The 25420-nt window shown below is 45.5% G+C and carries 25 protein-coding genes and 3 tRNA genes; 24 read left to right on the top strand and 4 right to left on the bottom strand.

Going from position 1 to position 25420, the window contains the following annotated elements:
- The coding region (locus C7459_RS23735) for a hypothetical protein (protein WP_211320423.1) at positions 1-191 on the top strand (191 nt) is incomplete at its 5' end.
- A 1780-nt stretch (positions 192-1971) separates the two neighbouring features.
- On the opposite strand, the gene C7459_RS18555 is transcribed toward C7459_RS23735, so the two are convergent.
- Positions 1972-3111, bottom strand: a complete 1140-nt coding sequence (locus C7459_RS18555; protein WP_109690779.1) for a TOTE conflict system archaeo-eukaryotic primase domain-containing protein — start codon at positions 3109-3111, stop codon at positions 1972-1974.
- A gap of 1350 nt (positions 3112-4461) precedes the next feature.
- On the opposite strand from C7459_RS18555, the gene C7459_RS18550 reads away from it, so the two are divergent.
- The 13 genes from C7459_RS18550 (at position 4462) to C7459_RS18495 (ending at position 15714) form a co-directional block, all read left to right on the top strand.
- Entirely contained in the window at positions 4462-5391 is a 930-nt protein-coding gene (locus tag C7459_RS18550; protein ID WP_109690778.1) for a tyrosine-type recombinase/integrase, read from the top strand.
- A 257-nt stretch (positions 5392-5648) separates the two neighbouring features.
- Complete coding sequence (locus C7459_RS18545; RefSeq protein ID WP_109690777.1) at positions 5649-6944, top strand: tetratricopeptide repeat protein; 1296 nt, start codon at positions 5649-5651, stop codon at positions 6942-6944.
- Positions 6941-7072, top strand: coding sequence for a hypothetical protein (locus C7459_RS24050; protein ID WP_281272790.1), 132 nt, complete (start codon positions 6941-6943; stop codon positions 7070-7072). Before C7459_RS18545 ends, C7459_RS24050 begins: the two co-directional genes overlap by 4 nt.
- Positions 7073-7295: 223 nt before the next feature.
- Positions 7296-8801, top strand: coding sequence for a tetratricopeptide repeat protein (locus C7459_RS18540; protein ID WP_109690776.1), 1506 nt, complete (start codon positions 7296-7298; stop codon positions 8799-8801).
- 17 nt (positions 8802-8818) lie between these two features.
- A complete protein-coding gene (locus tag C7459_RS18535) occupies positions 8819-9178 on the top strand; it encodes a hypothetical protein (RefSeq protein ID WP_109690775.1) in 360 nt (119 codons plus the stop codon).
- A gap of 156 nt (positions 9179-9334) precedes the next feature.
- The gene (locus C7459_RS18530; RefSeq protein WP_245884627.1) at positions 9335-10591 is read left to right on the top strand and encodes a site-specific DNA-methyltransferase; all 1257 of its coding nucleotides are present in this window, start codon (positions 9335-9337) and stop codon (positions 10589-10591) included.
- Positions 10592-10942: 351 nt separating this feature from the next.
- On the top strand, positions 10943-12325 hold the full coding sequence (locus C7459_RS18525) for a hypothetical protein (protein WP_109690774.1): 1383 nt from the start codon (positions 10943-10945) through the stop codon (positions 12323-12325).
- Positions 12326-12486: 161 nt separating this feature from the next.
- Positions 12487-12575 (top strand) — tRNA-Ser (locus C7459_RS18520).
- A 269-nt stretch (positions 12576-12844) separates the two neighbouring features.
- Positions 12845-13405 carry an ATPase gene (locus tag C7459_RS18515; protein WP_146201045.1) on the top strand — a complete coding sequence of 187 codons (561 nt, stop codon included), beginning with the start codon at positions 12845-12847 and terminating at the stop codon, positions 13403-13405.
- A 5-nt stretch (positions 13406-13410) separates the two neighbouring features.
- Positions 13411-13499 (top strand) — tRNA-Ser (locus C7459_RS18510).
- A gap of 198 nt (positions 13500-13697) precedes the next feature.
- Positions 13698-14111, top strand: a complete 414-nt coding sequence (locus C7459_RS18505; protein ID WP_109690772.1) for a phage integrase SAM-like domain-containing protein — start codon at positions 13698-13700, stop codon at positions 14109-14111.
- Positions 14112-14149: 38 nt separating this feature from the next.
- Positions 14150-14746, top strand: a complete 597-nt coding sequence (locus C7459_RS18500) for a tyrosine-type recombinase/integrase (protein WP_170119551.1) — start codon at positions 14150-14152, stop codon at positions 14744-14746.
- A gap of 221 nt (positions 14747-14967) precedes the next feature.
- Positions 14968-15714, top strand: a complete 747-nt coding sequence (locus C7459_RS18495) for a hypothetical protein (RefSeq protein ID WP_109690770.1) — start codon at positions 14968-14970, stop codon at positions 15712-15714.
- Between the two features lie 229 nt (positions 15715-15943).
- Here the strand turns inward: C7459_RS18495 and C7459_RS18490 are convergent, their stop codons facing one another.
- A complete protein-coding gene (locus tag C7459_RS18490; protein WP_109690769.1) occupies positions 15944-16843 on the bottom strand; it encodes an AbiJ-NTD4 domain-containing protein in 900 nt (299 codons plus the stop codon).
- Between the two features lie 616 nt (positions 16844-17459).
- Here C7459_RS18490 and C7459_RS18485 point away from each other — a divergent pair.
- The 9 genes from C7459_RS18485 to C7459_RS18455 all read left to right on the top strand — a co-directional run bounded on the left by C7459_RS18485 (position 17460) and on the right by C7459_RS18455 (position 21898).
- Complete coding sequence (locus C7459_RS18485) at positions 17460-17696, top strand: helix-turn-helix domain-containing protein (protein ID WP_170119550.1); 237 nt, start codon at positions 17460-17462, stop codon at positions 17694-17696.
- On the top strand, positions 17693-18097 hold the full coding sequence (locus C7459_RS18480; protein ID WP_109690767.1) for a phBC6A51 family helix-turn-helix protein: 405 nt from the start codon (positions 17693-17695) through the stop codon (positions 18095-18097). Before C7459_RS18485 ends, C7459_RS18480 begins: the two co-directional genes overlap by 4 nt.
- Positions 18098-18113: 16 nt before the next feature.
- A complete protein-coding gene (locus tag C7459_RS18475) occupies positions 18114-18779 on the top strand; it encodes a hypothetical protein (protein ID WP_109690766.1) in 666 nt (221 codons plus the stop codon).
- A 389-nt stretch (positions 18780-19168) separates the two neighbouring features.
- Positions 19169-19312 carry a hypothetical protein gene (locus tag C7459_RS23485; RefSeq protein ID WP_170119549.1) on the top strand — a complete coding sequence of 48 codons (144 nt, stop codon included), beginning with the start codon at positions 19169-19171 and terminating at the stop codon, positions 19310-19312.
- Positions 19313-19504 carry a hypothetical protein gene (locus tag C7459_RS18470; protein WP_109690765.1) on the top strand — a complete coding sequence of 64 codons (192 nt, stop codon included), beginning with the start codon at positions 19313-19315 and terminating at the stop codon, positions 19502-19504.
- 218 nt (positions 19505-19722) lie between these two features.
- Entirely contained in the window at positions 19723-20106 is a 384-nt protein-coding gene (locus tag C7459_RS18465) for a hypothetical protein (protein WP_109690764.1), read from the top strand.
- Positions 20085-20246 (top strand): hypothetical protein, encoded by a 162-nt coding sequence (locus tag C7459_RS23480; RefSeq protein WP_170119548.1) that lies wholly within the window; start codon positions 20085-20087, stop codon positions 20244-20246. Before C7459_RS18465 ends, C7459_RS23480 begins: the two co-directional genes overlap by 22 nt.
- A gap of 252 nt (positions 20247-20498) precedes the next feature.
- Positions 20499-21284: a hypothetical protein gene (locus C7459_RS18460; protein ID WP_109690763.1), complete on the top strand. Its 786-nt coding sequence runs from the start codon at positions 20499-20501 to the stop codon at positions 21282-21284.
- 525 nt (positions 21285-21809) lie between these two features.
- Positions 21810-21898, top strand: a tRNA-Ser gene (locus C7459_RS18455).
- A 327-nt stretch (positions 21899-22225) separates the two neighbouring features.
- On the opposite strand, the gene C7459_RS23730 is transcribed toward C7459_RS18455, so the two are convergent.
- Positions 22226-22786 carry a hypothetical protein gene (locus C7459_RS23730; protein ID WP_211320422.1) on the bottom strand — a complete coding sequence of 187 codons (561 nt, stop codon included), beginning with the start codon at positions 22784-22786 and terminating at the stop codon, positions 22226-22228.
- Between the two features lie 458 nt (positions 22787-23244).
- Positions 23245-23496, bottom strand: a complete 252-nt coding sequence (locus C7459_RS18440) for a hypothetical protein (protein ID WP_109690761.1) — start codon at positions 23494-23496, stop codon at positions 23245-23247.
- Between the two features lie 370 nt (positions 23497-23866).
- Here C7459_RS18440 and C7459_RS18435 point away from each other — a divergent pair, with 370 nt between their 5' ends.
- Positions 23867-25162 carry a helix-turn-helix transcriptional regulator gene (locus C7459_RS18435; protein WP_109690760.1) on the top strand — a complete coding sequence of 432 codons (1296 nt, stop codon included), beginning with the start codon at positions 23867-23869 and terminating at the stop codon, positions 25160-25162.
- Positions 25163-25420 lie beyond the last annotated feature (258 nt).

Raw genomic sequence — 25420 nt, 5'->3', positions numbered from 1 at the left:
TGTGGAACTTCATCAGCAACACATTCGTGAAGGCGGAGTCGCACATTACTGTAATGCCTAGAGGGTGGGAGTTTGGGGAGCATGTCACAGAGTCCCTGTACTTGAAGGCCTTGAATGGGGTGTGTAGCAAGATCCGCTTGTACGTCGATCCACAGAGCAACCGTGTCGTGGCGATTTCAGGTTTACGATAAGAACATCTAAGGGAATTATATATGGGCTGAGAAGGCGGTGAACCCACAAACTTTGGGAACCGTCTCGTTTTCTTGGGACAATAGGAGGAGACAGCGGGGAAGGGGGCTCTAGGAAGCCGTAGGAGACGCTTGTGCAGGTGGGTAAGGGCTAGCTACCCCCTAGACGGTGTCGCGCAGAGGGCTGTATTTCGTGGCCATAATAGGCGCTATGAGGCGTTTTTGCAGGCGGGCAGGGGGTAGAGGTCCCCCTTTTTTGCGAACGCTGACAGAGTGGAGAGCTTGGCGACCCGGAAGGTGAGTTCGCCGACGACGCCCAATAACGCGAAAAGACCCTTGTATGCCTTGATAAAAACGGCGCAAGGGTCTTTCTACGTATTCGTATCGTTTTCATTCAGGAGAGCTTCAACGTCGTGCATCATCTGTGTTCCGCTGACGTTCAGCCTTTTGGCGAGGGAAAGCATCGTAATCAAGGACGGCTGGTTCAATCATGGAAATGTACGTCTTGTTAAGCGCCCTTTGTGAGGAAATGTGCGTAACGGTGAAACCGAGGCCGCTAGGAGGGCTTTAGGAGGCGTTTGAAGGTGGTGGAGGTATGAAAGCCTCCCTGAGTATTCGTCGCTCTCATGACGCTGAACGGGTAAAATCCGTTCTTCGACAAAAAGCCTTGAATGATCCGTATCCTTCGGATTAACTCAAGGTGTGTATCTTTGTGAGTCTTGTCTTCTCTCGATCACCCATACTTCTTCACCTTTTATCGAATATCTTGTTACATCACCTTTAAATGATCTACGCCAAAACGGTGTAGAAGCTGATGTGAACAGAGAACATTCGACCCCTGCAAAGTGGGTCGTCGAGGTAGTTGGTCTTTCTAGTGTACTAACCATTTCTGATGCACTTGCGTATCGCAAGGAGTATGGCAGTTTTGAGGCTGGTCTTCAGATTTGGTTAAACGAGCAATTTACTGGTTGGTTCGCGGAAACTGTAGAGTATTATTCTTAGGCACCCTTCGGGGTGCTTTCATTTTACCCAGAGGTGAGGTGATGACAGATGGACTGCGGGGCGGTCCGTTGGAAGTATTACGAGCATGTGGCGTACAAGTAGGAACATTGGCGATAAAACTGGCACAGCATTCTGACGTGACCGCCGGAAGTAGACTTCCGCTGGCTGAACGCAGTATCAAGGGTTCGAGGCATCTACCACCGGAAGTCTAGCGCTATTGGCAGAAAATTTGCTGAGTACGCTGAACTTCCGGTGGCTGATGCGTAATAACGGCTACTACCAGATGTATATTTCGAATGGTTGGCCAAGATCGGTAGCTGACCGAACGATACTGTATAGATATACTATGTAACGCTGCGGGTCGGGCGAAATTGCGTGCCGCGACCTCAACAGCATGTTTTTCTCGACGAATTTTGCTCTCTCACTCGTATTTCTCACTTTCTGCAAGAGGGAATAGAAGATAGTATATATGGTGTTACATCTGGTGGCATACTACAATACTCATGAGCTATGCTGCTTACGGCGGGGAGGACGTTTATACAGACGTTCCATGAGTTTGTATGATTGGACGTACATTTCGCCGACAGTTGAGCCTTCATTTGGGATCGTTGTGGACTGTGGATGGTTTTCAACGAGGCGTGGCATGAAGTATTCCGTCGCCATGTGCTCGGTGTATCTGTACTCGCTGGTTTTTCTCAACACGTCATTCTCAATCAACTCTGCGAGGTGACGCCCAACCGCACGACGTTGCAAACCCGTCATGCTCGCGATGGAGTTCATATCAGCGGCGAAGTAACCGTCTTTTTGGTACATCCGACCGATCATTAGAACGGCCCAGAGGACACGGCGAAGGTTTTTCTTTTGGAATCCTGCGTATCGCATCTTCACTAGTCATCTCAGGAGGGCGGCCACGATTGTCGTACAAGCCGACATACGCTGTATTATCGTAGACGAGAGTTACGTGACGCTTTACCTCTGAGAGTAGATAGTCAAGGCCATCTTCATTTGTCATGCCCCGATCTCGTTGGCTCTCCATCCAGTCGGAGACCTCGTTTATCGCAGATTCGAGAGGGAAGCCCAGGCCCTTGAAATGCAACGCCAACAGGAACTGCGAGTCATGGCGTGTCCCTATTTCTTGCAGACCGTCACGAAGCAGTTTCTCAGCCTTCTCACGCAACCCGGAGCTCTGACCTGTTGGTATAGGCATGTCGGCAAACTCCCGTTTAGCACGTTCTAGGCGCGTGTTGGTGGACTCCAGTGGTTGCGGTTCGGCCCGGTTCAATTTCTCCTCTTCCAGAGTGAGATTAATAGCCGCTCTCATCTGCTCCGTTGGCATCGGTTGAATGTTAAGGAAGTAATCTTCACTGTCCTCGACCATCTCCAACATGTAGGGATCAACGTAGGTTGCGAACGCTCCTGTCGCTTGGTGCAAAGCGAGCGGTAGCTTTACGCCGCGTCCTTTGGTGGACTCAGGTCGAAGTTCTACACCTGACCGATAATGGTTCAGCTTGTCGATGATGACTCGTCCGAATGCGGCAACGCTGTTGATCGGAAGCAAGTTATCAAAGAACAACTGTACATGGTAGCCTTTGTTCCCGCTGAACATGACATGAATATTCTCTTGTAGGATACCGGCTTTTAGGAGAGCGGTCATGATGCCCTTGACTCGCACCTCTTGGCCGACTGGATCGCCCTTTGCGTCAACGTCAAAGAACAGGAACGGAGTTCCACCTCGTGCGTAGAATATCCCCAAGGTTCGCTTGGCTTCGAAGTGGTCACGGAGTGCGTTGTCTGTTATGCTGGCATCCCTTTGATGCCACTTGACGTTCTGATTCTGGTCAACATACTGCTCGATGTACGGGCTTCGCTGCCGAATCATAAGCTCGTTCATTTTCTTTATAAGGAGATCAGTCTTTTTCATCGTTCATCCCCTTCCTGATTGAGATCTATACCGTCATAAGGCTAGCTGACGCGTAGCTACTCAGCATTCAGTATACTTGCTGAGCGATTCCTTGTGTTATGTAAACTAGTGGATGTCAAAAACTTCTTTCGGAAAATCTGTATTACAGTGAGATCCACAGGTCGTTAGACGGGGTTGACCGCGTTCGCGGTGGTTTACTATTTCTTAGCACTCCACTGGTAACGTTGCAGGTCTGTGGAGCGAGCAAGTTCATAACTCAGAAGGTCAACTATCTGAAGTACACTTCGCTGGTACATGTAGAGGCCCGAAGTTCTAGAGAACTCGCAAAAAATTTTATGAGACTTTGCGAACTGCGACAGGGTGTTATTCAAGCGAGGGAGTCCGGCCTACTCGTCGAAGTACCGAAAATCCTGCAAACACGCGTCTATCATCGGGCGGGGTGCGTGGAGAACACAGGGGGTCATTCTTGCAGGGGAGTGGCAGGGGTCGTCTTAGGAAAAAAACTCAGTTGCTCGCCAAGGGGTTTTACTGATAAATGCTGCTATTGATTCTTAAGGATAGTCTCCCAGATCTGAGCGTCACTCTGCGGAGCATCGACTAAATAAATCTATGCAACCCACACGTCTTCGTCCGGTTCATCAATGTGAATAACCTGAACTGCTTCATAGTTGTACCCCTAATGCTTGGAGTGAATGAGTTCGCACATGAACGGTATGCTTGCATATTTTGCGAGGTGGTAAGGGTAAGGTGCCTCTTTTTTGTCTGTAGAACACGGCTACAGGAAGAAATTTGTTCATATCAATCTTCCTTTCCATTGCATCTAAATTTATCATATACCACTTTGTTCATTAAGCTGGCGTCAACTCAACGGATCATGGTCAAAGTATTTACACCGCTGAACGAAAAGTTCTGGAAGGAAATTGATGTAAAATCGCGTACTTGTTACTCATACTAGTGTTCTTCATGAAAGTAGAGGTACTACAAATGCGAATCGGTCCGAGCTGGGGACAGGCAAAACGCTATGCAATGCGGCAAGCACGAAGGGAATGGTCACGAGAAATCAACAGGGGTAAGAAAAGCGGTGGTTCGGGCGATCCGAAATTGGGGTGTGGGTGCCTAATGTTAATTATCGTCCTTGCGGTTCTCTCCTTAATCATGTCTTAGAGCGATCTCCTAAGTTGTGGAGGTTAAGTAGTGTTTTAATGAGACCATATTCGTCAATGATAATTCATCGTAGAACTGATTTTCTACGACGAATATACCGGAAATACGTTGACAATACATCGCAGAACACGTTAGAATCACCTCATAAGTTCGTCGCAGAACACATTCGAACATGGGGTGCAGAGCATGAATCACTATCTACAGCAATTTGCAGCATGGTTGAAAGACGAGGACAAGGCGGACAAGACGATTAGTACATACGTCACCGGGCTCAACAAGTTCGTCACTTGGTACGAGCAGAGTGTAGGGGCTGCGTTTGAGCCGGAGGGCGTCACGACGATCATGATTCAGGACTATCGTTCCTACATGTTGAATACCCTCGACCAAAAGCCAGCTACGATCAACAAGGCGTTGGCGACGCTCAAGACGTTCTTTAGCTGGGCCGTCGACAAGAATCACATTCCTACCGATCCAGCCAGCAAGGTACGCATGAAACGTGTTCAACAGGTCACGGGCCCAAAATGGATGACCGACCAAGAAATCAACCGACTCACATACGCGCTGGACACGGAGAAGAACGAGTTCAAGGCGGCTAGAGATCGGGCGATCTTCTACACGATGTTTCGGGCAGGGCTGCGGGTCGAGGAGGTCAGCGACTTGAAGCTGACGCACGTAGACTTCCGGCGCGAAACCGTGACCGTCATGAATGGCAAGGGTGGGAAGTTCCGTGTCATACCGATGCACCAGGATTTGAAGAAGGCGTTAAAGACGTGGTTGCCGTTTAGGAACGCCAGCGAAAAGCCGGTTCACCAAGCAAGTGAATACGTCCTTGTCACGGAACGATCCGGCAAGATGACAGCGCGGGCCATAGAACACATGCTGGATACGTACCTCGAACGCTGTGGCCTATTGGAGCGGTCAGCTGACGGTATGAAGTTGGATGGTCAACACTCGTGTCACTCGTTGCGTCATACATTCGGTAAACGGTTGGTGGATGCGGGTCGCCAGCTCAACGAGGTGAAGGAGCTAATGGGCCATGACAACGTTCAAACGACGATGAGGTATGTAGAGCCGTCTCATCACGATTTAAGAAGGGCGATTGAGTCTTTGAGGTAAAATGTCCGGGTAATGTCTTTTCTACGAGGTATTAAACGCCTTGAGGCATTGTCATTACTAGGTTTTTCTAAGTACGATCAATTGGAAAATCGGACATTACATGACATGAGACATGCCGATTACTTGGCATGTTTTTTCTTATTAGTATTGATTGCTATGAGTATATTGAGGCTTATATTAAAATCATATACACGCTTGTAATCATTAGGTATAATAGTTGTTGGAATTACTGATCAATTGGGACGGGTGGTAAGGACATGTTAATTGATTCATCGCTAACCATTGGGCAGCGTTTCAAGCAGATACGAGCTGAAAAAGGTTTCTCTCAATCAGACGTTGCGGAAGGAATTTGCTCAAAGACAGTTGTTAGTCATTTGGAGAACGATCGCCAATATCCCTCGGCAATAATGCTTGGCAAACTGGCCGACAAGCTCGGCGTCCCGCTACGCGAGATCATGGGGATGCAAGAACAACAGTTTGAGGCGGGTTTCCGCATTGATATGATAAGTGTATATATTGAAAAGTCAGATTATGAACACGCATTGAAACACATAGAAGATCTCAGTGGTAATGAAAATCTCCTGGAGCATCAGAAAACTGAACTATTTGTTTACCATGTTGACTGTCTTAACAAGACTGGAAGGTACCATGAAGCGGTAGACAAGGTGCTGCCGTTTTTAGAAGAACAGGAAGCCAACAAGTCTGTGAGCGAAGAAACGCTGTGCATCTTATATAATAAGCTGGGTCGCGCCTATTTCAACCTCAATGATTTCGAGCGTGCTTTTTCTACTTTTCAACAGGGGTATCGAATAAGCCTAAAGTTCAGAACTTTCGATATTGTCGCAGCAAGGGTGACAAAGAATTTAGGTCTAGTCTGTAATCAGTTGGGATATAAACAGGATGCTCGAAAATATCTGGAAAAAGCCTATCAGTTTTATGAGTCCTCGGCTGATCTTACAGGTATCGCCGATACATTGTTTGCTCTTGCGATTGCATCGGGGGATGGTTCGTATCTAGCGAAGGCTAAGGCCATCTACGAAAGCCAGAACTTGATCCATGAGGCAAACGTTGTGAAACAGCATTTTGCCTTCCATGTCGAATCAAAGCTGAATTATAAAGATGCAGTCGATAAGTTACAATCTTCTGCAAAGGAATTTGAACGTTTAGGGGATTATGGGATGGGGATGTATACTCTCTCCAGAGCAGTGGTATTGTGTGTAAAAAACGAAGACGCGACAAGTGCCCAAGAAATTCTCCTTAAAGCCGAAGCATATAGGGAACAAATGGGGAAAGAAGATCCCTTCATGTTGGGCTTGTATTACATTGCTAGATCGAAACTTAGTTTACTCATCAGAGAATTCGACGACTGCATCCACCATGCAAATATTGCTAGTGAGATGTGTGCTATAATGGGAATGAATGCAGATTCGGCAGATGCGCTACAAATGATTGCAAATGCTTACCGCTTGCAAGGGAACGTGGATAAGGCATATGAGGTCATGGTCAAAGTTGCGCACTTGCTACGTGAATCTCAAAGGAGGAACAGCGTATGAAAAAATTACTTGCTTTGACATTTGTGGTTGTGCTTCTATCGCCTATCCTTATTGGAGTCACAACCGAAAAAACTGTTCTCGCTTACGATGTTGGGCCAAAACCAGATGGGATAATCGCCGTAAAGTAATAAAAACCGCCTTTTGTAGGCGGTTTTTTTTAGGGGGTTCATCTCGAATCCGCCATTAAAATGTTTATCCGTAGTATGGATGTGGTGGTGTGTGGTTACATGACTACTATTTAGTTGCAAATGTATTTGTTTTAATAACTTCATAATACTTTTAAAATCATTGGTAGGAGATTACTCCGAATCGGTGATTTTTTTATTTTGTAGAAAAAGGGAGTGTCGAGCGATGTCATGTCAGACCGTTGTTCCACTTACACTTGGGCAACGCATCCAAGTTCTTCGTAAACAAAAAGGGTTCACCCAAGCGCAGTTGGCGCAAGGACTCTGCGATCCGCTCATGATCGAGCAAACAGAGACGGATATCGGCAGACCTTCGTTCACGGTGTTAAACGGAATTGCAGAACGTCTGGAAGTACCTTTTGATTCCTTCATGGTTGACTCGCAGCACAACAAAGAGTGTGTGAAGCTGTTCCATCAAGGGATGAAGCACCAGCAAGACAGAGACTATCTGTCAGCACTAGAGTGTTTCGAAGAGCTGGTGAAGCGACCCTTTATTGGTAGCATCCCCAAAAACGATCTGCTGGTGAATCTTGCGGTGTGCTATCTCTGTTCGGGTCAACCGATGGAGGCAACGGATTGGTTCTACACCGCCCTCGAATCGGCTTATGCAACACAGGACTTGGAAACGGTTGTCGCGGTCTACAAGTTTCTGGGTCACATTGAGTTCCAAGAGCAACGTTTTGAGCACGCTCGCCGGCACTTTGACCGAGCACTTGCGTTGTGTGGTCGTCTACCAGAGGTTGCGGAGTACGAAACTACCACCCTGCTTATTCTGATTGGACTGTGTCATTTCTATATGGAGAACTCCAAGGACGCCATGCAAATCTACCGCCATGCTGAAGACATTTGCCAGAGCGACCCAGAGCGGACAACCTTGTGTTTCCTTCAGCTCATGTTAAGCCGGGTCTATGCAAAAATGTCGAAGAGTTGGGAAGCACAACTCTATCTCGAAAAATCAGTTACCCTGTTGCACGAAATTGGCGTGATTGACGATGAGCGTGGAATACGAACTGCTTGGGCGAACTTCCTTGATACCTGCTCCGCTCCGATCGCAAATGCCTGCCTGCGATCCATAGCCGAGTTTTTGGATCAAAACGGGTATCAGGTCGAGGCCGGACTCTGCTATGTCGAGTTGGCGAATTCGTACCTGATAAGTGACCAAGTATTCCCGCCATTCCACAATTCTGAGCATCGGGGGCATGTGGAACTGGCGATGGACGCATGTCGTGAAGCAGAACTCCGGCTTGCTGAATCTGTGTTGTATCTGCCATTTGTGCAGGAGATCCGGGGAAGGGTACTCGTTACTTTCCCAGACCTTGACCAAGCAGCAATGGCCATCCGCAAGGCTGCGGATGGCTTCAAGCAACAGAAATTGTCCAAGCATTGGGAACGGATGATGAACGCCCTGTCCACGATCTACTGCGCACAAGAAGGAAATGGGGATACCCAAGAAAGTATCGGCCTGACGATCCGGGCCAAGCCGGAACTTGTGAATGTTCGGGTACTGGCAGGGTTCTCTCAGCGAGACCTTGCGAGAAAAACGGGTCTTAGCAGCCCGTTTTTGTCCCAGTTGGAAAAGGGAATTCGCAATGCCGGTCCACATAGCGCTAAAAAAATCTGCGACACCTTGGAAGTTGATTTTGAAGACGTATTCGAGCTGGTGAAACCTTGAATAAGGGAGAGAGAGGAATGGGAATTTTCGACCAACGCATTCAAGAGGTATGTGTTATAGGGAGAGAACTCGTCACGATAAGTTGGACGGAGCAGGATCTTGATGAAGAGAAAGTGTTTAAACTGTCCGGATTGCTCTTGACGAACGATACAGCCCTTGTCATATGCGACGGAAACGTCGAGTTCCATATTGTAGAGCAGAAGGCGGATGGCGAATTTCTTCCGATCCGATGCTGTGACCCGATTTTCCACATTGGGGAGGAAGACGCGAAATACCTACAGGTGTTGGATGACTTGTCGAAACTTTCAGTCGTGGAATTCGCCAAAAAGTACCCTCACCCCGAATATCTCGAACAGATCAATCACGAACAACAATAGTAGAAATGGGGCGGACGACGATCCGCTCTGTTTCCGCTCGGAAAGGACAGGTATGATATTGCAATGAGGGTCATTCGTGAATTGTGCGTTGGTACGGAAGTAAATCAATCAAAAAACATGATCATTGAAGGCGAAAACCTAAGAGTCATGGCGGAGTTGGAACAGCATCGTGGACGCGTCGATCTCATCGTCACTGACCCGCCGTATAATACTGGGCGGACATTTCGCTATCGTGATAGTTGGGGCGGGGAGTGGGTGAGCATGATGAAGCCCCGTCTGCTACGGATGCAGGAGCTGCTCAAGCCCGGCGGAGTCCTCGCGATCTGCATCGACGACAACGAACTATTTCGGTTGGGTCTGCTTCTGGACGAGGTGTTTGGCGAACAGAACCGTATCGCGATCATCAACTGGCAGAAGTCATACGGCCCCAGGAACGACAACAAGCACGTCTCCAGAGACACGGAATACGTGCTCGTCTACGCCAAGAACAAGGAGCAAGCCAGCACGAATCTTCTTCCCCGCAACGATGTCATGAACGCTAAGTACAAAAATCCGGACAACGACCCTGCCGGCCCTTGGAAGATCGGAGGAGACGCTACCGTCGCCACGCCTGCGGAGCGGGATCGGTACGCAATCCAATCGCCTTTTACCGGGGCGTTGCACTATCCGGGTGCTCGTGCATGGTCGCATCCTAAGAAAAAAATGAAGGAGTGGCTGGAGCAGTGGGGCAGCCACTATGAAGAACGCGAGCTTGGAGACGGGCGTGCGAAAGCCTTGGTGCTGAAAAACGCTCCAACACCGACACTAGCGGACTGTAAGTTGGATACCTGCCCAGTTGCGTATGATGACAGAGTTTTCGAACACCCCCTTCTCCAATCCGCAAGGCAAAAAGCGGAGGAACTTCGCGATCACGGTGTATGGCCGATGCTCTACTTCACTGCAAACGGAACTGGACGTCCTGCGTTAAAGCGCTACCTCCAATACGTCAAGCAAGGTAAGATCCCTACCACGTTTTGGGCCGAAGATGATTACGACGAACCGTTTGTCCTCGGCACTGAGTCGTGGAGCCACAAAGAATCCGGCCACACCCAAGCGGGTATAAGCGAATTGAACACGATCATTGGGAAGGGACACAACTTTCAAACGGTCAAACCTCTACAACTGATCAAGAAACTAATCCACATCTGGTGCCCGCCGGATGGAATCGTTTTAGACCCATTCGCAGGATCAGGCACAACAGCACACGCTGTTTTGGACTTGAATCATGAATCGGGTGCAGATCGGCAATTCATTTTGATCGAACAGGGGAACTCGGAGGCCTGGGACCAGTTCGCTCGTACTCTTACGCGGGAACGTGTTCGAAGAGTAGCAGAGCCTCTTAGTGGAGGCTTTGAATTTATAGCATTTGTGTAGACAATTACAAGCAATTTTTTGAGAGTTGCACTTTTTATGTTGCTTTCATAAAACCTGATTCTGAGTAGAAGGGATTTGTATGGGTCACATGAATGAACGTAGTGAGACAAGCAAAAAGATGACCCTTTTGGATCATTATTGTAGAGAAATAGAGAGTTTGTCTAGGTACCGTCGGTAGGAGATCCCGGCTTCCGACATACCCGCAGAGCAATGAGGGGTATGACAATGTATTAGTTGAAGCAGGATGTCAATGGAATTTCTATTCCTTCTAACGTCTTGTCAATTGATCAGTGCGAAATCTATTAAAACATGATAATCTATTTGGAGATAATAGTCTGTGAGGTGTTAGAAATGAGCCAAGAAAACTCGAAACTAAAACATTTGTCAACCGAACAAGTAGAAGATTTAATGGCAAGATACTACGATGGCGAGAAAATAAGCGAACTTTTGAAGGAATTTAGCATAAAATGCTCCCCTTCAGTTATACATGCTTACTTTCCGCAAATCGTTGAAGAATATCTTTGTCCTTATTGTTCTGTCAATTTATTGACGAAAAGAGTCTCGAGGAATAATAAAGGTTTTCAAAAAGCTGAACTCCCTAAGTGCCCTGTCTGTAAACACACTGAAGGTGCAAATTATTGTTCTTGTGTAAATTGTCGAGAGTTATCTGCGAGGTTAGAAGAAGAAAGACTGAAAAAAAAGAAAGAGAAAATTAAGGAAACCTATGATCTGTCCAAACGGAAGCCAATTGATGTGTCACAATTAACAAGAACCGATAGGTTGTATTTATCTGCTTTACTAAGATCTGGTTTTGATGAAAATTTCCAAGTCATAAATCCAGTACAAAATTATATTGATAAACTATCTCCTACAGAGAAGTTTTGTGAGGAAATAGTAAAAACTCTTACAAGTAAAGCGATACTTGTAGTTCATCCTATGTCTGAAGTTGCATCTTTTCCGGATAATGAAGAGTTTCCAAATAGTTGGTACACTTATCTTGTATATTACCATGTTAACGTTTCGGCAGAAGGGGTTACTAGGAGTAACTTGCTTCAGGAGCTGATGAACCCGCCATCAGAACTATATACTTCGAATCCATACTATTGTTTTGAAATATGGCGAAAAATTGCTATAGAGGAATGTTGTCAATATTTGCTACATCATTTAAGTAAACTTGATTTTCAATACAAAGTAGGAGAAAAAACTATAGCAATATTTCAAGAATTGCTCGAAACTTTCTCTGTATCACAGATATATAACATTGTTAATAGGCAAATCGCAAACGCTTCTAGGTATTATCAAGAGAAAAGAGTTTCAAAAATGGAAGCTGCAAATACCGTTATAGGTTCATGCCTCAGATTTGGTGAAAGAGCACGTGCAGAAAAGTGGGATATTTACAAATACGGTCGTGATTACTCCCTACCTCAAACAGTCATCAGTGAATTAGTTTACAATAGAATTTTACAACTCGGGGTAAAAGGATTTGATCTTCCTCCTGACCTTTCAGAGTTTATAGAGCCTGTTGCTTTTGAGGACCAAGTAGAAAAAGATAATTGGAACCCAAATAGTCAAGCAAAATTCACTTGTGAATATAATGGTTTTAAAAAGGGGGATATTGCTCTTTATGTTGGTCGTCATGACGATAACTATTCTGTAGTATGTGACCGATATGGAGATCAATATTTGGTCCCGCATTATGTGATACAAGTGAAAATTACAAACAATTATAGGTAACGCTACTTAGATAAGCTTGGGTCCACCCCTTGCCTAGACCGCATGACCGATGTATACTGTACGCTAAGAGTTCGTTGGAGCCCAACACATCCAACCAATACTTCGATAAACGCAATGTACTACAAAGCCTATAACAGCGGGCCTTCGAAGCCTTTCCTCACGGAGAGGTACCGAAGTGGTCATAACGGGGCGGTCTTGAAAACCGTTAGGGGGCAACCCCACGCAGGTTCGAATCCTGTCCTCTCCGCCAAACTTATATGTTCTATACAAAACGCCAAGGATAGGTCCTTGGCGTTTTGTTGTTTACGTAAGCATGAATGGTGCTCCGTGTGCTAAAATATATAGAAGAGAGGGGCTGATCGAAAATGGAACGGTATAATGCAGAAGGCATGAATAAGCTGTTGAAAATGAATACGGAGCGAGCCAGGATTATGGCAAAGACAAACGACACGTATATTGTGTATTCTTCCGAGGATGGTATCGTTCGTGAATATCCCAACGGTGAAAAGGTAGTCGTTAATGTCAAAAAATAAGCATAAGCCAAAACTCTTCGTCTTCGCAGGAGCTAATGGATCGGGAAAAAGCTCGACAAGGGAGTCGTTATCTTTAGGGATGGGTTTTGGTGTCATTATTGACACAGACGCCATTGCACGGACAATTAACCCAGAGGTACCAGAGTCGGCCAACGTAGAGGCGGGAAGGGAAGCTATTAAAGTTGCCCGTGATTGCATCAGCAGTGGCGTCAGTTTTTGCATCGAGAATCACATCCGATCTGCAAAGGCTGCCGGTTATGAGCTCCATATGTTTTTCCTTGGGGTTGACCGTGTAGAAGTAAATATTGAACGCGTTGAAGTTCGTGTCAAGAATGGCGGGCACGATATCCCTGAAGAGACGATTCGAAAACGGTATGTAACATCCATTGAGAATCTTATCAAGATCTTGAATTTGATCGATGAACTTGTGATCATTGACAACAGTGAAAGCAGTCGCTCAATCCTTGTGGCCAAACAGGGTAAAGTTGTCTCAGTAGATGAGGTTTTGCCGGATTGGGCACAAACGATTCGCACTTATCTAGTATAAACTTAGGAGAGGTACCGAAGTGGTCATAACGGGGCGGTCTTGAAAACCGTTAGGGGGCAACCCCACGCAGGTTCGAATCCTGTCCTCTCCGCCAAACCAATAACACCAACGCTTTGTAGCACTTTTCCACTGCCTGTGGATAGACCGAGCAGCCGACAAGACCGCATGGTAGTTCGTTGGAGTCACGGTCTAGGTGCGGTCGCATAGTTCGTTAGGGGAAACCAGTGGCTCAGGTCATTGGTTTTTTGTTTTTCTCCACGTTCTCCATAAACCATTTTGGAGGATTATCATCTTGGAAACGACACGACCGAAACGCAAAACAACACGCACCCACCGGGCATTGGAGCTTGAAACGCAAGAGATGCTGGATGCAGCGGAGACCATCTCCCTTGGACAAGCGATGAAAGATTTCATCACAGCCAAGACGGCAGAGCGTGCGGCCCCGAGAACGATTAAAGACTATGAGTCTCATTTCAGATACCTTCGCAACTGGCTGACGGATCATCACCCAGAGATCACGTTGCAGAAAATCACGGCGACAGTTCTCCGAGAATATGTGACGTGGATGACGAACGACAAAGAGAAGTTCGCCGATCACCACATCAAACGCTCGAAGCCTGGGGTAACGGGACTGTCCCCGATGACGGTAAATATTCGCATCCGAACCATGAGAGCGTTCTTTAACTGGTGTCAGAGTGAAGGGTAATCCCAACGTCGCCAGCTGCTGACATCAAGCTTCAAAAGGTGGACGAAGACAAAATTAGATCTTTCACCGCCGACCAACTGCGGAGATACCTTGCGGCCCCAGATCAGCAGGCTTTTAACGGTTTCCGGGATTACGTGATCATGATGACGTTATCTGATACGGCCCTCCGCATAAGCGAATTGCTTTCCTTGACAAAAGACGACGTGGACTTTGATCAACTTACCTTGACCGTCCCTTGGGAGAAGGCCAAAACAAGAAAGACCCGAACCGTCCCGATCTCGAAAAAAGTAGCCAAACTACGCGCGGAGCTTATCCGCGAAAATGAGGACTTTGGCCCGAACGCTAATTTCCTGTTTTACTCGACTTACGGTCGAAAGTTATCAGCGGATGCATTTGATGAGCGATTGAAGCTAAATGGGGAACAGGCTGGAATTGACGAGGACAAGCGTTCAGCCCACCCTTTCCGTCACACATTTGCTCTCCATTGGATTAAGTCAGGCGGCGATCCGTTCACGTTGCAACGTATTCTCGGACACACCGACATGTCGATGGTTAGACGGTACGTTCGTTTATGTGCTGGAGATATCAACGAAAAACATCAACAATTCTCCCCAATTCACACGCTAATTGGTTGAATTTTGTATAATGGCCTCCTTCGTTGATGGAAGGAGGGCTTTTGTTTTTATAAAATTGCCGGATTACGAATGCAGTAATTTTCATTCGTGTTGCAAACCAGTTGATAGGAAAACATTACTAGACCACAAAACAGATAATACTGATTGTTTATTCTAATGGCATTTTGATAGAATAATCTGGGTAGAATAATATTTTTCGATCACTCAAGGAGGGAAAACCAATGAATGAGGAGTTAAAGGATATCACGAAAATAATTGTAAATGAGTTCTCTGTTAGATTGATGCAAAATTATGACAATACGGCATTGTTGATAAATGCTTGTTATGTGTCAGCTAATTCGTATGCAGAGCTAAGGGGAGAAAAAAATATTAGTACTACGGGTGGCATCCCAGTTAAATATCGTTTGTCACAAAAAATTGAAGACGACTTGGAAACAATATTTTCTCGGATTGATATGGTCCATGCATACAAGACGACAGCAATCGATAAGGTCATTAAAGATTATTTCATAACCACAATTTCCATAGTAGACGCATTTTTGGAGGAATTGTATAAATTATTAATTAAATTTAAAGATAATCAGGCAGATGAAGACAAGATAGTCAGAAGAATAAATAGCATGTGGACAAATGATAATTTTAGAATATACGTGTTGAATTCAGGGTTGTTAAAACAGGACAGAGGAATGTTGGCAAAAAACTATCCTATTTCTATATGGTTTGATACCTATGACGAATTTAGGATTATCCGAAACTGTGTTGTCCATAGTGGTGGTCAATTAACCGAAAAGCAAAGATCTAAGTTAGCAGAAATAGTAGAGCGGGTACCTCATCGTGTTTCTGTTTGTAATCTGGCTATCGATTGGAATGAGGTAATATTACACCCGGATTTTATGTATTTTATAAGGATGTTTACATTTGATTTTTTACACTATTTAGGGAGTTGTGTTGTGGGGAATATTGAATAAATAGTTCGTATACTCTTAATGGCCTCGAAATAAGGGGTGTGGGGTTTGTAGCGTGATGCTCGCAACATAGGAAAATCTTCTTTTTGTAATGTGATACACCACTAATACAAGATAAAAAATCCCCCGCATCGTCAAGATGGCGGGGGATTTTTGTTCTTAGGTTTTGTACTTTCGTTGATTAACAAAAAACGAGAACAAAACGAAGTTGGAAGCGTACTGTCAATCGATTTTATTTTTCGTTGTTGACTTTATCCATACACAGATCAATTAACGCTACCATTCGATAGAACAGGTAATCGATCTGTTTCATGGTAGTGATTTTGATTTTGCCTGTTTCAAAATGGCGTATTTGAAAATTGTTACCTATATTGGTGAGTGCAATGAACTCAGTATCCAGCAGTGTATCGAATTGACTGGTTCCCGCAGCTATGTTTGTTACTAAAGTTGTTGCGGAAGCCTTCTTATTACTTGGGTTATAGAATGTCTTTATTCGCTCGAAAGCGTCCCATAACTTCTCAAGAGCAATTTGCCTGTCAAACTCCTTCGGTTTGCGAATATTTTCGATCGCAGCATTTACCAATTCGTTCAAATCTTTGTCGTTTGATTTAACATTAAGATTTTGAAGAACCTCGTCTAATTGTGTCGGTAAGTAACGTTTAACCATACCGTCTGTATCGAGATAAAAGACGATCCCATTTCGCGAAAAGATTTGGTTTACTTCGGTACGGAATTTTTCTCTTTCATAGTGAGTGTCTAAAAATTCAAGATGATAGTGATTGAAAAATCTGTGGTAATCACCCTGCTCAATGTCAACAATTCTTGAATAACAGAACTCTACAAAATCAAGCAGTGCGTACTTATCGACATCATCATCTTTTTCGTAACGATCAATCCAGATAGGCGTTTCCATATTTGGGATTTGAGCTTGAATAGCGGATTCAAGAAGATTGATGTTCGTCCCAAAAACCCTACCATTAGGATCATCGCAGTAGTTAGGATGTTCGGCAGAAAAATTTTTTTCGTATTTTTTATATAGACCAACTATCCCTTTATATACTGCTAGGGATAGTGTTTCGGATCTTAAATCCCGCCTCCCAAGCTCTCTGTCGCTAAAATATTCGTGAACCATGACTGTTCATCTCCTTAGACTATTGATTATTTTTCAAATTCCTCTTCCATTTTAATAGTATTTAGGAAAAATGCCAATATCTAATGTGAAATACAAATCTATGCAATTTTAGCATCGAGGTAAGGGTGTTTTGACATTGTACCAGTAGCAAATGGAGAGCTGGACGATGGGTTTGTCTATGAGGCCATTTTCCGCCAGAGAGTTACCAATGCGTAATTATGAGAAACTGATGGGTAAAATCGGACCATCCCATGTGTAAAATGAGGGCAGCCCTATGGGTACACGTCTACCCATAAACAAGAACCACTGAACAAGATCCAATTAACAAGAACATTAGAGGCCAACGGACATGACCAAGGGGCGACCGTTGGTCTTTTCTATGCCTATAACTTCCTACTCAAAATCCTTGTAAATCACCGTCACAGCCCCCTATTAGTATGAGTGAAGGGAAACCTCTTCAGGGGTGTTGTGGTCCCTCCCTTCCTACGGAACCCCCTTCGGATCGGTCGGGCCAGCTCCCCCTCCTGCGTCCCGATCCTTCCAACCAAGTCAGCCTTCGGGCTGGTTTTTTTATTTGGAATCATTGTCCATGAATTCTACAGAAAGGGATGATCACATGTTGCACGGTCGAACGATCCGCTTGGTTCGAGTTGCAAAGGGCATGAGCCAGGATGAACTGGCCGACCACATCGGCATCACCAAAGTCTACGTCTCCAAGATCGAAAAGGGAGAGCGTCGAGTTACAGAACGTTTTGAACGTCGATTCCGTGAACTGTTTGCTGACGATGCGGAACAAATCGACGCTCTAACATCTATTCTCCAAAATATGATGAAACGTGACGGTAGCAAATGAAGGAACTTACGCCTGAACAAATGATGGCAGCGGAACTTTACATGGCCCGGAAGTCAAACGGTATGTTCGTTGACGACGTGGCCGCTCGGATCGGGGTGAGCCGTCGAACGATCTACCGCTGGTTGCAGCTGCCTGAATTCAAACGGTACTGCCGTGAGAAGGCGGTCGAGGTGGCCGAGGAATCGCTGGGCCGGGTGCTCGACGTTTTAACTCAAAAGGCTCTTGAAGCGAAGAACGCCAAATTCCTTGAGCTGTATCTGAAAGTTTGCGGCGTATTGAATGGAGAAATGGTCAAGGTGGACGTGAACGCCGTGACCGATGACGATCCTCGTTCCAACGAAGCTATCGAGGACGAGATCGTAGAACTGAAATGCCAGCTGGGGCTGGCTGAGGAACATTAAGGAAAGAGGGGATACGATGAGCTTCAAGGATGTTCAAAATCGCTTCGAAAAAGAGGCTGAACGTCTCCGATCCCGCGAGCAGGGCTTGAAGGAAAAAATCTACGCAAAGAAAGTCGAACTGACCGACTTGCAGCGGAGGTACCAAGACGCCGTTCTCGACGGATCGGATATGGCAATGAAAAAGATGAAAGCTCAATTGGCCGAGGCCGATCTTCAAAGGATGGAAGAGCATCACTCGTTGATCGTGGCCGGGAAGAACAAACGCCTCCAATCATATCTGCCGGAAGCTAGATCGGCAGCAGAACTTGAGATCAAGGCGGGGAAGGATCGACTTGGGGAGTTGATCGGGGAACTCCGCAAATACAAGGCTGAGTACCTGGGCCACGTACTTCGACTTAACGCAGCGTTTCGATCCGTCGATCAGATCGCCGAAGCCTATGGTAACATGTCAGCGAAGGCTGGGAAGGAAGAGCGGAAGTTGGTGCATATGCCGACCTTGAACATGACCTCTACGTTTGCTGGTCTTGACGCACCGATCGGCGTATTGGAACGGGAAATTCTCGATGCGTTCCGGGCCGGTACGGTTCAGCCGTGGGTTCGTTTGTACCTTGAACACGGGATTCTTGTTGATTCAAACCAAGAGACAGAAGCCAAGTTCCGCGAACTGAAAGGGGGAAATTGATGATGGAAGGGAAGCAGCTGGCTCCCCGCGATCTATTCCGTAAGGGATACGAGCCAACGGATCAAAAGCCGGATGGGAGCACGACGACCGTCTTTGACGAAATTCTAAAGAAAGAGCGAACTGAACGGGCAGCACCCTTACATTCTTCTTCGTCGTGGCTACGCTAACAAAGCATAGAACGGGGCTGTTAGCCTTCAGAAAACGTCACAAGCACGGTCAGGACGTTGCCCCACGTCTGATGATTTCGTCCATGTGGGACGTTGTAGGGGGGCAAAACAATAGCAGTTTTGGGTGGAGAGGCTTCGGCTTCCTCACTTCTTTTTTTCTTCGTCGGGGTTGTCACAAACGAAAGGGGACGGGCAGATGTATAGGTGAGGAGGGGAAACATCATGGATCAAAAACTTAGCTACGACGAGAGAATCCGTATGTTTAATTTTATGGCGGTTCACAGCGAGATGTATGCCGAATTAGGGAAAGAACGAGTATTTCTACTAATGGCGATCCTTCAGTTTGGAATAAGTGAGGGCGAGTAAATGACAACCACCAAAGAATTGGCACAACTGTTAGGGATCACTGAACGGATGGTGAGAAAAAATGTTCGTTCACTCTTGGGCTTCCGCTGGAAAGGTAAAGCGATGATTTCGCTTCACAAATCTTTTGATGAGTTTGGGGATTACGAGGAATACGACTTTTTCACATTACATCTGCCGAACTTCGACTTCTAAAAGTAGTCGGCGAAAGCCCAGATGTCGTTCAACTTTTGCTCGACAAGCTGTCTCAACCAAATGGCAGCATCCCGTTCATCGGCACGGATCGGGAAGAAACCTGGGAATTGTTCACCGGCTTTTGATTGGAATTCTTCGTGTCACAGATCGGTCTAAATGTGCGTTATTTGAGAGCCGGTGTGACAGGGCCAGAGAACGGATCGGCAGGGAGAAGGGCCGTGCTGGATCGTGAGTTGTACGATAAACGACTCGGGGAAATCGAAGGACTGAACCTAGTTACTATTGGTTGGTCGGGCGAACATGAGGACTATAAAATCTCGGGTCTGCTCATCACAGATCGTGCAGCGGTGGCCGTGCTCGCGGGGAACGTGGAGGTCTGCTTTGTAGAGCAGCTGACGAACGGGGAGTACGAACTTGTTCAATGTGTCACCCAGCTGTTTCATGTGGGTGTTGATGTTGGGATGTACCCGCAGGTATTCAAGGACATCAAAAATCTTTCGTTGTTTGAGTTTGCACAAAAGTACCCGCGTTTCGATCTAATGGGAGACGAAGTTGGTATAGAGAAAGGAAGTGAAGCAGTATGCAAAAAATTGAGGCCATGACGTCCGGGGGGAAAGTCGAATTGGTCTTGGTAGGTAATTTGTTGAGTATCAACCTGAACGGCAAACTCTACAAAACGGTGTCGTTTGATGGCCCGGATACCGTCACCAACACGAACTACCCCAACAAAGAGGGGAAATAGTACCCCAAAGGGGATTCCGTCAGTCTCCTGCCGTGTTCGGGGGAAGCAGCGGGAGACATATATTAATGAGAGAATGAAACGGGTGAAATGAACTGCCTCGGGTCTAAGTGATCGAGGCTTTTTGTGTTGCATGACATTTATATATATTACAAAAATATGGTTGTCGATTTATGTAACTTTATTTTACTTGTTATATTATATATGATGTGATATTTTTTGAATGTGAAGTAAGAAAAACAAGGAGTGATTTCTATGAACAAGAAGTTATTTATCATCCCGACGGCAATGCTTCTAGTATCTCTCGGTTCCACGGGTGCTCATGCGAGTGAAGCATCTCTAGGGATTTTGAAAGCAAAGGACATGTACGTCACCGAAGCGAAGGGACTTGACACTTCCTACCTACCTCTGCCGGAGGATCAAGGAAAGCAAGTCAAGAATCTTAATGTTGTGGTGGACAACACCTTCAAAGATAAGGCTCACACGCTGAATGGTCGTGTCACAGAGTCAAGCGGAGATACCCACAGTACGTTAATCCCAGATCCTGATCCTACGAGTTCTCCATACTTAAACACGAACGTAACGTGGAGTGGAGGTCACCAACTTGAGTGGACTGTCTCAAATGGGAAATTCCTATTTTTCCAACGCCCTGACACTTACTACTACACCCAAAATGCTACAACCACTGGCTTTGACGCATACACAGGCAAGGTCATGTCCACCGCTGCAAATGCAACTGGCACTTATCTGACGATGCGATTAGCAACCGTTTCAAAAATGGCTCGTTGGTTTGACTGGGCTAATGGTTTGGGGAAACCATACAACTTCGGAGATTGGATCGTGGCAGGTGCAAGTTGGGAGATCCAACAAAACGTACCTTTGCTTGGGAAGATTTGTACGGCTTCTGTACCGTTTTCCGGCACTCAGAGCGTTATCGTCTATGAAAGTAACGATGATTCTTACGGTAGCTATCATGATCGCTTCCGCTTCGATATTGACCCGTCTGGCAAAGTAAGCATTACAACTTGGCAGGTTTCCTAAAAACAAAAAGACCTAATCAGTTGATAATTGATTAGGTCTTTTCTGATTTTCTTAATTCTTCACAAAAAACTCTAGCAACAGAATAATAAGAGTTGTCATTGCGGCATCCAGAATAAGCCCAATCTGTAGAATAGGCTGTCTGGAGAACCACCGCCTAGCGATGAAAACCAAAAGGATACAGACGAATATGGTTATTATTTGTCCAATACTCACTGGCTAGAACTCCTCCCCTGACATAATATGATGTTTAGCGGGATGATTTCACTACTTCCACATTTATGTATTAATTCCTGTCTTTATTTTATTCTCTATGTTTTCTTTTAAGAATTCCTTACCCCACCTTGCCTTCGTATTTCTACGAGACGTTTTGTTCCTCTCCAACGGTTTCCCGCTTGCTGAGACCGTTGCAACAGAGGTATACTTTGAGCACGGAGTTCGTTGGAGGCCAACATGCCTTAACGACACTATGAGGAAAGCAGAGTGCTACAAAGCCAATAACGACGGGGCCTGAACGGGTCCTGCAACGGAGAGGTACCGAAGTGGTCATAACGGGGCGGTCTTGAAAACCGTTAGGGGGCAACCCCACGCAGGTTCGAATCCTGTCCTCTCCGCCAAACTAGGATACGTAAGGCTTCAAAGGACTCATCCACAACTGTGGATAGACCGCAGGAAACGGCTCTTTTTTGTTGAGTTCGTTAGAGCACTCATCGGCTACTGCCGATGGGTGTTTTTTTTTATGTACACTCCTGCGGGCTAACCATGGAGTCTGTTTCTCTAGAACAGGCTATGTACGATTTCATCACGGCATTGCGAATTTTACCCATAGAAAAATCCCCTCCAAAGTAAACGGTAAGGGGCTTGCTTCTTACTGTCTACTAGAAGGGGATCCTATCAGAAATCAGCAGTCATCTTCTGACCGCATAGCAACCGTGGTTCTTTTTTTATCGTCCACCTGTATTGGTAGCCCAGACAGGCATCCAGTTGCCCCCACTGTGAACTGTGTCATAAAGAACACAATTCCCATCGCTTTGCATGATCAGTGTGTCACCAACGAGGCCGGTTGGCTTGATCATCGGCGGAGGATACGCGTTATTCAACCATGTATTGGTATCTGCCATCCAAAACGAACGTGTATTTCCCGCATCTGAGATATAAAGATGCCCGTTGTAGTCGAGTCTTAATACTTGAGCCCATACGGTATATTGTGCTGAGTACCAGTTATTTGGATCATAGGTATAAGGGGAATAAAAAGGGTTGGGGTTATACCAAGCGCCATTCGTGTGTGAAGACCAAAGACCATTACCGGAATTATAAAGAACCAGATTCCCATCCGACTGCATGTCGAAAGCAAATCTACCATCAGCGGATACCAACATTCCGTTATTAGAAAGAGTTTGGCCAGGGTGGAGCGTGTCCGCTGCAAAGGCTGAAGTGGCAGCTGGGATCTGAAGCATGGATGTCGCAAGCAACGTAAAACATGCCAGTTTAACAGACGTTTTCACAGAAAATTTCCCCTCTCGAAAAAACAATTTTTGTTTTCTAACTAAAACAGTAACATGTTATATTTTTCCTGTCAAATATTTTTTTGAATAATCGAATACTGCGAATATATTTAATGGAGAGGGTTTCGAAATGCACGTGTACCAAGCATGTGGGAATCGAATCTCGACGAATGGTCGGATACAATGAACGACATCTCGCGTTTGAAAGTGGAACAAAGCAAGTTTCAAGAAGCCTATCAGATCATCGAAGAAGTGCAGATTCGACGACCCGGACGAGTACGATCTTGTTCGTGCATCAAATCCCATGTTTTTGTGGGTCATGATGTTGAAACGGTTATGCAGGATGTGAAGACAATGACAATGGTAGAGTTTGCAAGGAAGTATCAGCACGGAGATTTCACGAGGAGTAACATGCGGGGAGTGAAAAAACACCCCGGAAACGGGGTGTTTTTCTTCGATTAATAATTCCCGACGTACGTGCCTTCGTACAATCCTCCAGAGACCTGGCGCACATTGATGAGGAAGCCGTAGAAGCCGTTGTCATCGATGTACGTGCTCGGCGGATAGTGATCGAAGTAGACCACCATAACCGATCCATCACCAGTATCGGGAATTAGGATGGGGTCCGTTGTTGCGTGTGCGGGTGTTACGTAAGCGGATGAGCCGAAAACAGTCAGGGCAGCCATCAGAGTCAAAGCAAATTTTTTCATCGTAATTCAACTCCTTCTGGGTTGAAGGATTGACTTTATAACACATTGTACTTTTTATCAATAAATAATTTTTTGAAATATGGATTATGAATTTCTCTTTCAAAACAGCTACGTCGATCCACAGAGTAATCATGTAATTGCAATTTCGGGCGTACTTTAATGGTTTATTTGAGAAGGCGGTGTACCCACATGTGGTTTTACAAGCGGGCATTTTTGGATATTCTGACACGCCACTTTTTGGCGTGTTTTTCTATGTAGGTCGTCTGCCCGTGAATGAATATCTGTTTAGATTAAAAAGATGTACATGTTTTTATCGGAATGATATTATTTATTTAGAATACATAGATCATTCTGGGGTAGGTGTGAAGATTTGTTACTGGATGCAAATTTTACGATCGGGCAACGCTTTAAACATATACGTACGGAACAAGGCTTCTCCCAATCGGAACTTGCGGATGGAGTTTGTTCAAAATCAGTCGTCAGTCACTTGGAGAATGACCGTCAATATCCCTCAGCAGAAATGTTCGGTAAACTTGCGGATAAACTGGGTGTCCCTCTTCGTGAGATCATGGGGATGCAGGAGAAGCAGATGGAGGCTGGCTTTCAGATCGAAATGACTCGTGTGTACGTTGAAATGGCCGACTACAATCACGCACTAGAACTCATTGACGAACTGGATCGACGTGAGGATTTATTGGATCATCAACGGATCGAATTGTTGGTACAACGTACAGAATGTTTGATCCAAACTAAAAAATACGAGGTAGCGAATGGACTTTTAGTCCATATGTTGAACAAACAACTAGCACAACAAACAATAGATGACCAGACTTTTTGTGATTTATTTAATAAGTTGGGAACTGCCCATTTCTTTCTCCGAGATTTTGAGAAAGCTTTCTCAGCTTACGAACAAGCATATCGAATTAGTCAAAAACTTCATGAATATGGGCTTATTTCTGCCAAGGTTTCATACAATCTCGGCATCACCTGTAATCAACTTGGTTATAAGGATGATGCGACACGCTATCTTGAAAAGGCTTATCTGTTTTTCGATTCCATATCTGATATGAATCGCGTGGCACAAACTTTGTTTGAACTTGCGATTGCATCTGGGAATCCTTCACAATTGGTCCAAGCTCGTTCTCTGTTCGAAAGTCTTAATATGGTGCATCAAGCGAATAGAGTAAAGCAGCACTATGCGTTTCATATTCAGTCGAGACAGGATTACAAGAAAGCCGTTGACGAATTATACATGGTTGCAACCGAGTTTGAGCAGATTGGCGATGTCGGGATGAGCGTATACACATATTCCAGGGCCACGATGGTCTGTCTTGAATATGATGACCTAGAACAAGCAAGTGAGTGCCTGAACGAGGCCACGTTACGAGAACAGAAAATGGCTAACAAAGAGAACTACCCTCTTGCCTACTATTTCAGAGCAAGATCAAAGTATTTTCTTTGTAATGAGCAGTACGAGAATTGCATACTTGATTCACGAAAGTCTGCTGAAATATATGGTATAATGGGAATGGATTATGAAAGTGCCGATTCTCTACAGCTGGCAGCGGAGGCATTTCGGAGAAAAGGGGATTATCAGGAAGCTTTTGAAGTATCTCAAAAATCATACGATCGAATCAAAAAGCTTAGTAGGGGGAATCAGGTTTGAGAAGGTTGATCGTGGTCACGGTATTCTTGGCCAGTTTTTTCGTTGCAACTGCTCAAATTAACCATTTAGCAAATGACGTGGGATCAGACCCGATGACATCACCACATATATTACTTGCACATGATGTAGGTGGAGACCCCATGACTGTGAAATCAACGATAAAAGGATAAGTATTATAAACACCGCCTGCATTTGTGGGGCGGTTTTTTTGCGAAAAAAGGACGAAACGAACCCCGTTAAACGTGCATGTCTTTACAG

The organism is Tumebacillus permanentifrigoris (assembly GCF_003148565.1).
Taxonomy (GTDB): Bacteria; Bacillota; Bacilli; order Tumebacillales; family Tumebacillaceae; genus Tumebacillus; species Tumebacillus permanentifrigoris.
This window is presented reverse-complemented; position numbering and strand designations above follow the sequence as displayed.

Coding starts and splice junctions, on each gene's coding strand:
- C7459_RS18540 (WP_109690776.1), top strand. CDS start 7,296: ATGTCATGTCAGACCGTTGTTCCACTTACACTTGGGCAACGCATCCAA.
- C7459_RS18475 (WP_109690766.1), top strand. CDS start 18,114: ATGAGCTTCAAGGATGTTCAAAATCGCTTCGAAAAAGAGGCTGAACGT.
- C7459_RS18490 (WP_109690769.1), bottom strand. CDS start 16,843: ATGGTTCACGAATATTTTAGCGACAGAGAGCTTGGGAGGCGGGATTTA.
- C7459_RS18550 (WP_109690778.1), top strand. CDS start 4,462: ATGAATCACTATCTACAGCAATTTGCAGCATGGTTGAAAGACGAGGAC.
- C7459_RS18480 (WP_109690767.1), top strand. CDS start 17,693: ATGAAGGAACTTACGCCTGAACAAATGATGGCAGCGGAACTTTACATG.
- C7459_RS18485 (WP_170119550.1), top strand. CDS start 17,460: ATGTTGCACGGTCGAACGATCCGCTTGGTTCGAGTTGCAAAGGGCATG.
- C7459_RS24050 (WP_281272790.1), top strand. CDS start 6,941: ATGAAAAAATTACTTGCTTTGACATTTGTGGTTGTGCTTCTATCGCCT.
- C7459_RS23485 (WP_170119549.1), top strand. CDS start 19,169: ATGGATCAAAAACTTAGCTACGACGAGAGAATCCGTATGTTTAATTTT.
- C7459_RS18470 (WP_109690765.1), top strand. CDS start 19,313: ATGACAACCACCAAAGAATTGGCACAACTGTTAGGGATCACTGAACGG.
- C7459_RS23480 (WP_170119548.1), top strand. CDS start 20,085: ATGCAAAAAATTGAGGCCATGACGTCCGGGGGGAAAGTCGAATTGGTC.
- C7459_RS18555 (WP_109690779.1), bottom strand. CDS start 3,111: ATGAAAAAGACTGATCTCCTTATAAAGAAAATGAACGAGCTTATGATT.
- C7459_RS18515 (WP_146201045.1), top strand. CDS start 12,845: ATGTCAAAAAATAAGCATAAGCCAAAACTCTTCGTCTTCGCAGGAGCT.
- C7459_RS18525 (WP_109690774.1), top strand. CDS start 10,943: ATGAGCCAAGAAAACTCGAAACTAAAACATTTGTCAACCGAACAAGTA.
- C7459_RS18460 (WP_109690763.1), top strand. CDS start 20,499: ATGAACAAGAAGTTATTTATCATCCCGACGGCAATGCTTCTAGTATCT.
- C7459_RS18535 (WP_109690775.1), top strand. CDS start 8,819: ATGGGAATTTTCGACCAACGCATTCAAGAGGTATGTGTTATAGGGAGA.
- C7459_RS18495 (WP_109690770.1), top strand. CDS start 14,968: ATGAATGAGGAGTTAAAGGATATCACGAAAATAATTGTAAATGAGTTC.
- C7459_RS18545 (WP_109690777.1), top strand. CDS start 5,649: ATGTTAATTGATTCATCGCTAACCATTGGGCAGCGTTTCAAGCAGATA.
- C7459_RS18440 (WP_109690761.1), bottom strand. CDS start 23,496: ATGAAAAAATTTGCTTTGACTCTGATGGCTGCCCTGACTGTTTTCGGC.